The organism is Clostridium sp. YIM B02551 (assembly GCF_022324735.1).
GTDB classification, from domain to species: domain Bacteria; phylum Bacillota; class Clostridia; order Clostridiales; family Clostridiaceae; genus Clostridium_T; species Clostridium_T paridis.
Map to the genome: position 1 here is coordinate 262,258 of NZ_JAKGTF010000002.1, position 13,155 is coordinate 275,412.

The 13,155-nt window shown below is 30.4% G+C and carries 11 protein-coding genes; 1 reads left to right on the plus strand and 10 read right to left on the minus strand.

Features of this window, described 5'->3' with window-relative positions:
- Positions 1–20 precede the first annotated feature (20 nt).
- Genes L1S47_RS03930 through L1S47_RS03940 form a run of 3 tightly spaced genes read right to left on the minus strand, consistent with a single transcriptional unit; the run spans position 21 to position 4,059 of the window.
- Positions 21–1,025, minus strand: coding sequence for a GNAT family N-acetyltransferase (locus L1S47_RS03930; RefSeq protein WP_238882196.1), 1,005 nt, complete (start codon positions 1,023–1,025; stop codon positions 21–23).
- Between the two features lie 43 nt (positions 1,026–1,068).
- The gene (locus L1S47_RS03935) at positions 1,069–2,178 is read right to left on the minus strand and encodes a glycosyltransferase family 4 protein (protein ID WP_238882197.1); all 1,110 of its coding nucleotides are present in this window, start codon (positions 2,176–2,178) and stop codon (positions 1,069–1,071) included.
- A 24-nt stretch (positions 2,179–2,202) separates the two neighbouring features.
- On the minus strand, positions 2,203–4,059 hold the full coding sequence (locus tag L1S47_RS03940) for a nucleoside-diphosphate sugar epimerase/dehydratase (RefSeq protein WP_238882198.1): 1,857 nt from the start codon (positions 4,057–4,059) through the stop codon (positions 2,203–2,205).
- Between the two features lie 208 nt (positions 4,060–4,267).
- Here L1S47_RS03940 and L1S47_RS03945 point away from each other — a divergent pair, with 208 nt between their 5' ends.
- Positions 4,268–5,245, plus strand: a complete 978-nt coding sequence (locus L1S47_RS03945; protein WP_238882199.1) for an LCP family protein — start codon at positions 4,268–4,270, stop codon at positions 5,243–5,245.
- 27 nt (positions 5,246–5,272) lie between these two features.
- Here the strand turns inward: L1S47_RS03945 and yidA are convergent, their stop codons facing one another.
- The 7 genes from yidA to L1S47_RS03980 all read right to left on the minus strand — a co-directional run bounded on the left by yidA (position 5,273) and on the right by L1S47_RS03980 (position 13,150).
- On the minus strand, positions 5,273–6,079 hold the full coding sequence (gene yidA / locus L1S47_RS03950; RefSeq protein WP_238882200.1) for a sugar-phosphatase: 807 nt from the start codon (positions 6,077–6,079) through the stop codon (positions 5,273–5,275).
- Positions 6,080–6,185: 106 nt separating this feature from the next.
- On the minus strand, positions 6,186–7,829 hold the full coding sequence (locus L1S47_RS03955) for a cell wall-binding repeat-containing protein (protein ID WP_238882201.1): 1,644 nt from the start codon (positions 7,827–7,829) through the stop codon (positions 6,186–6,188).
- Positions 7,830–8,005: 176 nt separating this feature from the next.
- Complete coding sequence (locus L1S47_RS03960) at positions 8,006–8,776, minus strand: ABC transporter ATP-binding protein (protein WP_238882202.1); 771 nt, start codon at positions 8,774–8,776, stop codon at positions 8,006–8,008.
- A 2-nt stretch (positions 8,777–8,778) separates the two neighbouring features.
- Complete coding sequence (locus tag L1S47_RS03965) at positions 8,779–9,777, minus strand: iron ABC transporter permease (protein WP_238882203.1); 999 nt, start codon at positions 9,775–9,777, stop codon at positions 8,779–8,781.
- 12 nt (positions 9,778–9,789) lie between these two features.
- Positions 9,790–10,698, minus strand: a complete 909-nt coding sequence (locus tag L1S47_RS03970) for an ABC transporter substrate-binding protein (RefSeq protein WP_238882204.1) — start codon at positions 10,696–10,698, stop codon at positions 9,790–9,792.
- A gap of 11 nt (positions 10,699–10,709) precedes the next feature.
- Entirely contained in the window at positions 10,710–11,663 is a 954-nt protein-coding gene (gene cbiB / locus L1S47_RS03975) for an adenosylcobinamide-phosphate synthase CbiB (protein ID WP_238882205.1), read from the minus strand.
- Between the two features lie 2 nt (positions 11,664–11,665).
- Positions 11,666–13,150 carry a cobyric acid synthase gene (locus L1S47_RS03980; protein ID WP_373689024.1) on the minus strand — a complete coding sequence of 495 codons (1,485 nt, stop codon included), beginning with the start codon at positions 13,148–13,150 and terminating at the stop codon, positions 11,666–11,668.
- Between the last annotated feature and the right edge of the window lie 5 nt (positions 13,151–13,155).

Sequence of the window (13,155 nt, forward strand, 5' to 3'; positions counted from 1 at the left end):
ATCATAGTAAACTATAAAGATTAATTGCTCTTAAGAAACTTTCTAATTGTATTCTTATGCTTTCTACCAAAACTATACATTGCATCATATATTTTATTAGCTTTATTAATACTATAAATTGGAGTCTGAGTTCCTCCAAATTTTCTAAAATAATTTTCTATGCTAGGAACCATTGATCCCTCAAAATCAAAAGCTGTATTGATTTCTGACGAAAATTTGATAGCTTCCCATACAAGTAAAGATTGAACTCCAAACTTTCTCCAATCAGGATCTGCTCCTCCCATTAGGTAATATGTGGTGTCTTTATCATAAATAAGATAAACACCAGCAACAATTTCATCTAGTTCATTAACTGCAAATAACATCTTTCTACAATTATTTTCTTTTAGTGTTTCATCTAGTTTCTTTATGAACTCTAATGAATAAGGAATAACAGCATTTTGTCTTTCAAATGTTAAATTATTTACTCTATAAAAATCCTCAATTGAATATTCTTCGCTAACCCTGATATTCTTTCCCATGGCTTTTTTAATTTCACTTTTAATACCATAGTCAAAGTTGTCGTAAACAACTTTTAAATCAGAAGTATCATTTATTTTGTAAGTATATTTTAAATTAACGTTATAACCATTCCAAATAAAAGGCAACATATTTGTATAATTAACGCTAAAGTTATATTCCAACTGCAATGGCTTTTTAGGTAATATATTGATTAAATCACTTGTAATAGTGACCCCTCTAGATATTAACTTATTATACTTAATATTATCATTTTCTTTTCCTAAAAGTATTCCAAGCTGTGGAGTAAGTTTTGGCATACTATATATTCTATTTTTAATATTGGGAACTACAATTCCTCCAACTATTTTACCATTTTCTTCTGCTACATATATTTCAAAATTACTACAAACTGCGTCTAACCAAAATTTTTTATTAAATATGTTACCTTGAGGTGAAGTTTCTACAAAACTATCCCATAAATTCATTTCATCATTATTAAGTGCTCTCACGGTAATATTACTCATAATTTAACCTCTTACTAACTCCTTTTAAATATTTTAAGGAAATTTACTTTGACTCAAGTATTTGTCTATAAAGTTTTTTTAATTTTAAACTTTCACTTTCCCATGAAAAGTTATCTTCAAAAACTTTTTGAGAATTCCTTATCTTTTCGTTATATACTTCCTTATTATCTAACAAACTCTCAATTGTTTTAGCTAAAGCATCTACATCTTGAGGAGGTACTAGTTCTGCAAAATCGCCAAAATTATCTCTCCAATATGGGAAGTCAGACATTATAATTGGCTTAGAGCAGGCCATATATTCAAAAGCTTTAATTGGTAAACTCCCCATGTGATTTCCTGTGGGATATAATACGCAAGCTCCTATATCAGCTGCCTTTATGTACTGATACACTTCATCCATTGGCATATATCCATAATATTTAGTGTTTTGCCAACCACTTAAATTCATACACTCTTTATGATATTCTTCGCTTTCCCATTCCCCTAATAGCCACAACTGACATTTTCCATTTAGCTTTCCTGTCGCTTCAACAAGTTCCTTTATTCCTCTTATCCTAGTTAATCCACCAACATATATAACTACTGGTTTATCTTTATCAATCTCTATCGGAACACTATTATCTATTATTTGTTTTACTGGATAATTTTTTAAAACTATTTTTCTATTATTATTAAACTTACTTCCAATCCCTTCAGTTACAGTAACAAAGCCAGCATACTTTTTGGTACTACCCTTTTCAAAAATATTAAATGCTTTTGATACTATCTGTCTTACAAATTTATTACCTAAATATGTTTTACTCATAATTTGTGCTGGAACATCTTCATGGGCATCATATACTACTTTTTTCCCCATTTTTCTAAGTTTATTGCCTAATAAAATTAACTCTGGATCATGAAAATGATATATATCAGCATTTAGCTCTATGGCTTTCTCAAGTGCTTCTTTTCTCATAGAGAAAAATCTCTTTAGTCTACCCTCATATTTATTAATAGGAATTATTTTAACTCCATTTATTGTTTCTTCCTTTTCATTAGTTGCAATTAGATATACTTCATATCCTTCTTCTTTTAATGTCATACACTCTTTATAAAGAATCCTATCATCATTCTTTTTGTGAACTGTTGTTATATGACAAACTTTTTCAGTCATATTTTATCCTCCACTAAAAAATTATTAATTTTCAGAATCTGCTGCAGTCTCATTCTCTAGCATTTCTTGATAAGTCGGTACTATCTGCTTCATTTTTTCTTTTATCATGTCATGATTATCTTCAAGTAGAATTCTTCTTAACTCTTCTAATTTAGTCTCTAACTCATTTATTTCAATAGATGATGGTTTCCCAATATAAATTTTATTATGAGAGGTATTGGTAAGTCCTTCTTCACTCATAAGTAACTCTTCATATAGTTTTTCACCAGGTCTTAATCCTGTAACCTTTATTTTTATGTCTCTATTAGGCTCTAAACCTGATAATCTAATTAAATCACATGCTAAATCGTATATTTTAACCGGCTTACCCATATCAAGTACAAATATTTCTCCACCTTTTGCAAATGCTCCAGCCTGAAGTACAAGCTGAGCTGCCTCTGGAATTAGCATGAAAAATCTTGTTATATTCTTATGTGTTACTGTAATTGGACCACCTTGTGAAATTTGCTTCTTAAACAATGGAATTACGGAACCATTACTTCCTAATACATTTCCAAATCTTACAGCTACAAATTCTGTGTCACTTTTTTTATCCATTGCTTGAACTACCATCTCACATAGTCTCTTGGTAGCCCCCATTATATTAGTTGGGTTAACAGCCTTATCTGTAGATATCAATACAAATCTGCTTGCATTATACTTATCTGCAGCTAATGCAACATTATAAGTTCCTAACACGTTATTTTTGATTGCCTCTTTAGGGCTGTCTTCCATTAAAGGAACATGCTTATGAGCAGCAGCATGGAAAACAACATCTGGTCTATATAAACTGAATATTTCTTCAATTCTTTCACTATCTCTTACTGAACCAATTAATACTTTTAAATTTAACTTTGGATAATTATATTTAAGTTCATTCTGAATATCATAGGCATTATTCTCATAGATATCAAATATTATAAGCATTTTAGGTTTAAATGTAGCTATTTGTCTGCATAACTCTGAACCTATTGAGCCGCCTCCGCCTGTAACTATAACAGTTTTATTAGTTATATAATCACTTATACCCTTATTATCTAAGTTAATAGGGTCTCTTCCTAATAAGTCTTCAACATCAACATCTTTTATTTTGCTTATTGTTGCATCACCTTTTAATATTTCATAAATTCCAGGTATTATCTGAATCTTGCATCCTGTATTTTTACATAAGTTTATAATTTCCATTTTATTTTTCTCATCAATTGATGGAATTGCAATAATTATTAAATCAATTTCTTTTTCCTTTACAAGTCTTGGAATATCTTCTCTATCTCCTTCAACTGTAACACCGGAAATTCTTTTTCCTATTTTGCTTTTATCATCATCTACAATTACTGTAGGATTATATTTCAATTCTCTTCTTGATAATATTTCATTAATTATCATTGCCCCTGCAGAACCTGCTCCCACAATCATAACCCGTTTCTGTCCTGACGCATACTTAAATGGTGCATATATCATATATCTTCTGTAAACCCTGTATAATATTCTATAGCCTAATACAAAACAGATAGCAAATACTACTCCAATAACTGATACATTTAATGGGATTGTATTACCTAAGAATCTTGTATATAATATTGAAAATAATCCAGCTAATACACTTCCTCCTACAGCCATTAAAAATTCATCTGTGCCAGTTAAATCCCATAATGAATCGTATAATTTAAACAATGTAAAGAAAACTATAAATATACAATTTATAGCTAATGCATCTTGTTTATAAATTGTTGTTATCTCAGTAAATGAGTCATAGAATGTCAAATCTATCGCTAATAAATATGCAAGGTTTACCAAAAACAAATCAATGCATATAACTAAAAGTCTTTTGAAGTTTTTCATTTTATACCTCCAAAACATATTTTTTCATAGTCTAATTATTTTTACAAAATACCGACATTAATTATACTACTATTAGCTTTAAAAGTCTATTAATAGAGATTTTTTATATTTTTTTAACTTTTTACCTAATTTTGAAATATATTTGTAATTTACTTAAATTTATTAATGTGTTAAAATACAAAGGATAAAGAAGGGGGTTGCTCTTATTATGGACAATTATAAAAAAAGAAGTAATAAATCTTCTAAGAAACCTAAGAAGAAAAAGATTATTATTCTCTCAGTTTTAGCTTTTATCTTAATAATTGCTGCAATAGGCGTTGGGTATGCTTTTTCACTGCTCAACAAAGTGGACACAGTTAAAGTAGACAAGCAAGACTTAGATATATCTAAAACAATAGATGCACAATATAAAGATGTTACTAACATTGCCCTATTCGGTATTGATGCTACTGATAATGAGGCTGGTCGTTCAGATGCTATAATGATTCTTACTATCGATAATAATAAAAATAATGTAAGATTATCTTCAATTATGAGAGATTCTTATGTTACTATTAAGGGCCATGGAGAAGATAAAATAACTCATGCTTATGCTTTCGGCGGTCCAGAATTAGCAATAAGCACACTAAACACAAACTTTGATTTAAATATTAAAGATTTCGCAACAGTAAATTTTTCAAGTTTACCTAAGGTTATAAATGACTTAGATGGTATAGATATTGACATAACTTCTGGTGATTTAAAATATATTAATGGCTATATCGATGGTCTTAATAGTGTAAATAAAACTTCTTCTCCTCATATAACAAGTACAGGCGCCCATCACTTAGATGGAACTCAAGCTCTTGCATATTGTAGAATAAGATATGACGGTGGAGATCAAGAAAGAACTCAAAGACAAAGGACAGTTTTGGATGCTTTATTCAAAAAGATAAAAGCTACTAACAAAGCAAAATATCCTTCAATATTAAACGAATTACTTCCATTAATTCAGACAAGCCTTTCAAGCACTGACTTATTAAAGCTTGCAACTAATGCCACATCATTATCAACACTAGAGCAAGATAGATTCCCTAGAGATGATAATGGTAAAGGTTCAATGATCAAAGGTGTTTTCTATGAAACTTTTGATAAGGACTTAACAACTAAACAAATGCATGATTTTATTTTTGAAGATAAAAAATAAAAGAAGATGGTTTTAAGCCATCTTCTTTTATTTTACTATGAATTTTTCAATAACTTCTGCTACTCCATCCTCTTCATTGCTCTTGGTGACATAACTTGCAATATCTTTAATTTCATTTGTAGCGTTACCCATGGCAACACCTAATCCTGCATATTCTATCATATGGTGATCATTACCTGCATCTCCTACGCATATAACTTCTTCCTTGCTAATACCTAAATGTGCTGCCAAAGCCTCTATACCAGTTCCTTTGTTACTATCTTTATTCAAAAATTCTAGAAAATATGGTGTACTTTGTACAACTGTATATTTTTCATATAACTCTTTTGGTAGTTTCTTAATAGCATCACTTAATATATCTGGTTCATCTATCATCATAATTTTTACTATCTCTTCATCAGCAGCTACATTTTCAAATGGCATTATATTTATTTCAATTCCATTAATCTTTGCTTCCACCTCTGTATATGTGCTATTTTTAGGAGTAATAAGGCCATTTTTTCTTGAAAATGCATGTATATTAACCCCTAACTTTTTACTTATATCATATAGTTTATGTACATCTTTACCATATAATAAACTACTGCTTATTACATCTCTAGTTTCAGTGTTTAACACTAGTGCTCCATTATAGCTTAAAACATAATCTTTTTCTGAGATTAAGTTTAATTCTTTTAAATATTGGTCGATTCCTTCAATAGGTCTTCCAGAGGCCAATACAACTTTTACACCTAATTCTTTTGCTTTTTTTATTGCTTCTTTTGTTCTATCTGATACAGTTTTATCTTCTCTTAACAGAGTCCCATCCATATCGATAGCTATAATCTTATACATGTCTTTCCTCCAAATATCAATATTTTATCTTTAAATTAAAAGGAGGAGATACTTCATAATTATAATTTACATTAATTATAATATGTTGATCTTCTCCTTATATTTATTAATTTAACACTTCTTTTACTGCTTGTGCAATATATTGTCCTATAAGATCTTGATTTTTAGGGTCAGCTGATCTTTTAGCTTCATTTAGATTAGTTAAGAATCCACATTCAACTAATATAGACGGCATATTTGTATTAACAGTTACAAACAAATTATGGTCATGAGTATCTCTATTAACATATCCCATTTTTGAATTTAGATCTTTAACTACTTTGGTAGCTAAATTTCTACTTACAATAGCTGCATTACTTGGGGTTGTATCAATATTTACTCCAGTATACCATCCATTAGGATCATTTCCAGTTATAACTCCACTATTATCTATATTCGGTCTATATGTGCTATAGTGTGTACTTACTCCTGTTACAGAAGAATCAGCTGATACATCATGATGTATACTTATAAACAAATCAGCATTTGCATTATTGGCAATATTTACTCTATTTTGTAGTGAATCATTTAAAGTCTTAGCTGCAGGTTTTTCCCATGCTTGTCTAGTTAAGATAACCTTGTAACCTTGATTTTCAAGATTTTTAGCTACATTTAAACCCACTTGCATATCTAAATCTGTTTCTTCATATTTAGTTTCTCCAAAAGTTCCTACAGCTCCGTAGTCAGCTCCATAGTCATGACCTGGGTCTACAACAACAATCTTTCTGAATAATGGTTTTAGATCATCAGGTATAACACCAGCGCCGCCTAAAATAGACATATTAAAGCTTGATTTAGAATCCAAATAGTCTTGTACATCTTTTTCTATCTCTGTTTTTCTCATTAATAAAATTGGGCTTTTTGTTTTTGCCGCCAACACTCCACCTGTTAATGCATCTGGAAAGTCATCGCCAGTTGCAAGCATCACATCATTTCCAAAACTTGAAGCAAATGTTTTATCAATATTCAGTGTTGTTAAGAATCTATTGTTTCCAGTAATTCTTTGTACACTTATTCCCATTCTATTCAATTCATTTTCAGTACCTGCAGATACCACTGCTGTACCACCAGGAATAATAACATTTTTTATACCATTACCCACTATCCAATTCTTAGTATCACTCGTGAACGAGCTTGCTTCTGTAAATAAAATCGGAATATTTTTCATAGCAGCATATGGAGCTATTGCAAGGGCATCTGGGAAATCATTTGCTGTTGCAATAACCGCAGTGCCAGTTGAATTCCCCCCTTGAATAGTATTAGCTATTTGTATTGATGTTTTAAATCTATCTTGTCCACTAAGTCTTATTATCTTTTTTCCGGATGATACCAATGTATTTTCTACATTACTAGAAATAACACCTGTACCTCCTAATATATATACATTTTTAGCTCCTAGTCTATTTATTTCATTAGCTGTAGCTTCTGGTATTGACTTAGCCTCAGTTAATAATATAGGACAATTTAATTTATATGCAAGTGAAACACCTGCTAATGCATCAGGAAAATCATACGCATAGGCTAAAACTACATTTTCAGAAGTACTCCAACCTGCTTTACTTACAGCTACACCTGTCTCTATTCTTGTTGAGCCGCTATACCTCACTTTGCCACTAACTGATAAAGCTTTTGCATCTAGCTTTATTCCAGTAGAAATAAGAGCAAACGCTAACAAGAAAACTATAATCCTTATTGATTTGTATTTTTTCAAAACTTTCCCTCCATAACCATAGTTATTTATATGAGATTAATTAGAAAATAGCTATCTCTGTTCCAGAATAATAGTTATGCAATCAGCTGCTTTCTAACAAATTCATATACTTTTTTAATTATATTATACATTTCCTCCTAACTTTTTACAACTTAAGTTACCTAATATAAGTATTTTTAATAGAAGTTTACTAAAAGCTCATTTCTATTTAAATTTTCTTCTTTTAAATTTAATCCATACACCTTATTTAATAACTTTATATCTAAAAATTCCTCTGGAGCATACTCTCCCTCTATCTTTCCACCATGAAAAACTATCAGTCTCTTGGAAAATTTTAAAGCAAGATTTATATCATGATTTACAACAATTATTATTTTATTTTCTTTTTTATTTATTTCTCTTAGTAGTCCCATTACAGATAACTGATGCTTTATATCAAGGTGTGCAAGTGGTTCATCTAATATAATGCACTTAGCATCCTGGCATAGTGCCCTTGCTAAAAAAACTCTACTTCTCTCACCCCCACTTATTTCTCTTATACTTCTATCTTTTAAATCAAATATACCTGCAATCTTCATAGCTTCGTTAACTTTATTGATATCTTCTAAACTTTCACTAGAAAAACCTTTCTGCAAGTAACTTCTACCCATCATCACAGTATCATAGCAACTAAATTCCATATCAAATGAAGCTATTTGTGGCACATAGCTTATTTTTCCTGCAAACTCTTTTGCTTTGTATTTATTGATATTTTCACCTTCAAGTAATATTTCTCCCTCTTGTGCTCTAAGTGCTCTAATTAAATGCTTTATAAATGTAGTCTTTCCACTTCCATTTGGTCCTATTATTGAGTAGAATCCTCCATATGAAAATTCTACTGATAAGTTTTTTAATATTAAATTATTCCTAGACTTATAACTTAAATCTTTAACATTCAAAAAATTCATTACTAACCTCTTTTCTTTTGTACTAATAAATACATAAAGTACGGCGCTCCTATTAGAGCTGTTATGGCTCCTACAGGAAGTTCTGTTGGAGGGATTATAGTTCTTGATATTGTATCACAAACGACTAAAAAAATTCCACCAAACAACGCAGAAAACGGTATAACTTCTCTATTATTACTTCCTACTATAATTCTAACTATATGTGGAATTACCAAACCTACAAATCCAATTATTCCACTAAAAGAAACTAAAGTTGCCACGATTAATGATGATAATATTACTAGAAACTTCTTAATATTTTCTCCCTGGACGCCTAAACTATAAGCACTATCTTCACCAAGTGATAGTATATTAATATCTTTATATTTTGAATATATTAAAAATCCCCCAATGAGTACTATTGGCAGAACCATTAATACTTGTGAATAACTTGAACTATTAAAACTGCCCAAGGTCCAAAATATTATTTTATCCATTGCCTCCTTCTTAAGAATCATCATAAGTGAGATTAAGGAACTAAATAAGAAATTTACGGCTATTCCTGATAGCAATAGTGTTTCTGTAGGTATTTTTCCACCTACTTTAGCTATGTTATACACAAGCAATATTGTAGTTATAGCTCCTATAAATGCCAGAAGTGTTATGTATATATAATTACTACTTTCTAGATTAAACACTAATCCAACAGCTGCCCCTAAAGCTGCACCTGATGATACTCCTAAAACATAGGGATCCCCCATAGAGTTTTTAAATATCCCTTGAAAAGTGGCTCCGCTAACAGCCAAACCTATTCCTGTTAGCATTGCCATAAGTATTCTTGGTCCCCTTATATTCACTATAATTTTTGACATTATATCTCCGTTATATTTACCTAGTATAGTATCTTTAATAATTGCTAGTACCTTATTAAATGAAATATCTGCTGCTCCCAACGTAAGAGAATATAATGCTAATATAACTAATAAAATTAAAACTATAAAAAATAACTTTCTATGCTTCACTTTTTTCTCCTATTATTTAAAAGCTTCTGGGTGAAGTATTTTAGCCAATGCTTCTAATCCATCTGCCTGTCTTGGTCCCTGTCTAGATAACATATTATCATCTATCTCATATACTTTTCCTTCTTTAACAGCATTTAATTCCTTATATCCTTCGCCAGTTGTAAAACCTTCTTTAGAATTATATTTATCTGACAAAACTATAACTTGTGGATTTTTTTCCATAAGTTTTTCTTTTGAATAATTCCATCCATCTACGTCTTTTGCTATATTATCCCCACCAGCTTTTTCTATGATTTGACCAATAAAAGTATCTCCTCCTGCAGTAAAATCTGATTTTCCAAATCCTACAACGTAGTAAATACTGGGACGTGATAATCCACTAATCTTCTTCTCTACATCTGCTACCTTTTTCTTCATTCCATCTATTATTTCTTGACCTTTTTTCTCTTTACCTAATATCTTTGAAATGTCTTGAATATTTTTATAAGCTCCATCAAATGAATCTTCTCCATATAGTACCGCTACATTAATTCCTAATGCTTCAAGCTTATTTACTAATTCCTTACTAAAATGAGCTCCTGCTATTACTAAATCTGGCTTTAATTCTGTTATTTTTTCTATATTAGGTTCAGTAATTTCCCCAACTGATTCAATATTTTTTGCCTTTTCTGGATAATCACAATAATTTGATCTGCCCACTAATACTTCTTCAGATCCAAGGGCAAATATAGTTTCTGTTGCTCCTGGAGATACTGATATAACTCTTTGAGGAGTTTTATCTAAAGTTATTTCCCTGTTATATGAATCAGTTATCTTTATAGCTGTATCTTTCTTTTCTACGTTATTACTTGAACATGACACTAATACAAAAATTGATATTAAAGTTATGATTACTGTTATTACTTTCTTATTAATTCTCATTGAATTTCCTCCTAAATTAAATTGTTCAATTTTATCATAAGTAAGATATATATGACCATAATTAATATGGTTGATGTGTAAAGAAGTTTAATTGATTTAATTATGTCATATGCTTCTAGTTCTTTTTTCTTATCTCCTATATATGGTTTCTCTAGTTTTTTTCCAAAATAACTAGTAGGTCCACCTAGCCTTATTCCTAATGCACCAGCTCCAGCAGCTTCAGGGTGGGCAGAGTTAGGACTTTTATGATTTTTTCTATCTCTAACAAAAATATAAAATGCTCCTTTAGTATCATATCTAAGGAAAAATGATGAAATAACAATTAAAATTCCACTTATTCTAGCTGGTATCAAGTTAAACAAATCATCAATTTTAGCTGAAAAAAATCCTAAGTACATATACTTATCGTTTTTATAACCAACCATAGAATCCAGTGTATTTATAGCCTTATATGCCATAGCTAAGGGAGCCCCCCCTATAATTGCAAAAAACAATGGGGCAATTACTCCATCTGAAGTATTTTCAAGAATTGTCTCAATTGTAGCTCTGCATATTCCTTCCTTATCTAATTCTTTGGTATCTCTAGAAACTAAATATGATATCCTTTCTCTTGCTTTACTTATATCTTCTTCTTTCAATGGCTTATATACTTTATATCCTTCAACACTTAAACACTTGGGTGCAATTGTAGTCCATAAAATTAAGATGTTAATTAAGTGATATAAATATATATTTATATTATGAGCTAATTTTAAAATTCCATATGTGACCATAAACACAATTAGAATTGTTGAAATACATAATAATGGTCCCCAATAATATCTTAATTTCTTATTACTAGGATTTTTACTCCGTGCAAACTTCTCAAAAGCTTTTATATATTTCCCAATAAATTTTACCGGATGAGGGAACCTGTATGGATCTCCTATTACCATATCTAGTAAAAAACTCAAAAACAAATCCATACTTATACCCCCTCATTTAAAATCCTATATATCTTCTCCATATCTAAAGACTTCCTAACTATTGATGCTAGTTCATCATACTGACTATTCTTATAATCATAATAATTAAATACTTTATTTTGAAGTTCTATATTAAATGTTCTTCTAACTTTATTTAATAATTGTAATGTAAATTCTCCATTATCAAAAATACCATGAAAATAAGTTCCTATCACCTTCTCATCTTGTGATAAAACTCCATCTTCGCCATCAGTTGAGGTCAATTTTATGAAGTTTTTAATACCAGATGTTTCAGTTATATAAGTTTTTCCCATATGAATCTCATATCCTTTGACCTTATTTCCTGATAGGTTTTCGTATCCTTCTGAAAGCACAGTATTCTTGTCTTTCTCAAATTCTGTGTATATTGGAAGTAATCCTAGGCCCGTTTCCTTCGATAAATTGCTTTCTACACCTGAAACATCACTAACTTCTCTTCCTAACATTTGATATCCACCACATATACCAAAGATGAACTTTCCTTTCTCTCTCTCTTTAATTATCTTGTCATACATGCCACTTTCCTTAAGGGCCTTTAAATCTCCAATGGTACTTTTGCTTCCAGGAAGTATTATTAAATGATATTTATCTATTTCTTGATTTAGTTCAACAAATTCAACCCTAACCCCAGTATTTAGGGCCAATGAATTAAAATCCGTGAAATTAGACATATACGGTACTTTTATTACCGCAACTTTCAAATCCCCATCTCTATTAAACTTACTAAAGTCTGTCACGCTATCTTCATCTTCCAAATCTAGCTTGAAATGTGGAATTACTCCTACAACTGGTACTCCTGTAAGCTCCTCTATCTGCTTAAGTCCCGGTTCTAAAAGTTCTATACTCCCCCTAAACTTATTTATTATAATTCCTTTAATTAATTTTCTCTCCTCTTCAGGTAATAGCATAATAGTCCCATATAAGGATGCAAAAACCCCACCCTTATCTATATCTCCTACTAATAAGACTGGACTTTCTGCGATTTTTGCCATACCCATATTTACAAATTCATCCGAAAGATTTATTTCTGCTGGGCTGCCTGCCCCTTCAATAACTATGACTTCATGTCTAGAGCTAATATCTCCATAAACATTCTGAATTTTTTCTTTTAATTCCTTTTTCTTTTTAAAGTAATCAACAGCATCTAAGTTATCCCAAACCTCACCTAATAAAACCACTTGAGATTTTCTGTCTGAAGTAGGCTTTAACAAAATAGGATTCATTTTGGAACTTGGAACTTTATAACATGCTTCTGCTTGCATTATTTGTGCTCTTCCCATCTCATGTCCATCAGGTGTAACTCCAGAATTCAAAGACATATTTTGCGACTTGAAAGGGAAAACATCATAATTATCTTCTGTAAATATTCTACATAGAGCAGTACACAAAATACTTTTCCCTACTGTTGATGCTGTTCCTTGTAACATTATACTTTTTGCTTTTTTCACAGTTA

Bases quoted from the DNA above. Each gene is read 5' to 3' on its own strand.
- L1S47_RS03930 (WP_238882196.1), bottom strand. From the start codon at position 1,025: ATGAGTAATATTACCGTGAGAGCACTTAATAATGATGAAATGAATTTA.
- L1S47_RS03935 (WP_238882197.1), bottom strand. From the start codon at position 2,178: ATGACTGAAAAAGTTTGTCATATAACAACAGTTCACAAAAAGAATGAT.
- L1S47_RS03940 (WP_238882198.1), bottom strand. From the start codon at position 4,059: ATGAAAAACTTCAAAAGACTTTTAGTTATATGCATTGATTTGTTTTTG.
- L1S47_RS03945 (WP_238882199.1), top strand. From the start codon at position 4,268: ATGGACAATTATAAAAAAAGAAGTAATAAATCTTCTAAGAAACCTAAG.
- yidA (WP_238882200.1), bottom strand. From the start codon at position 6,079: ATGTATAAGATTATAGCTATCGATATGGATGGGACTCTGTTAAGAGAA.
- L1S47_RS03960 (WP_238882202.1), bottom strand. From the start codon at position 8,776: ATGAATTTTTTGAATGTTAAAGATTTAAGTTATAAGTCTAGGAATAAT.
- L1S47_RS03970 (WP_238882204.1), bottom strand. From the start codon at position 10,698: ATGAGAATTAATAAGAAAGTAATAACAGTAATCATAACTTTAATATCA.
- cbiB (WP_238882205.1), bottom strand. From the start codon at position 11,663: ATGGATTTGTTTTTGAGTTTTTTACTAGATATGGTAATAGGAGATCCA.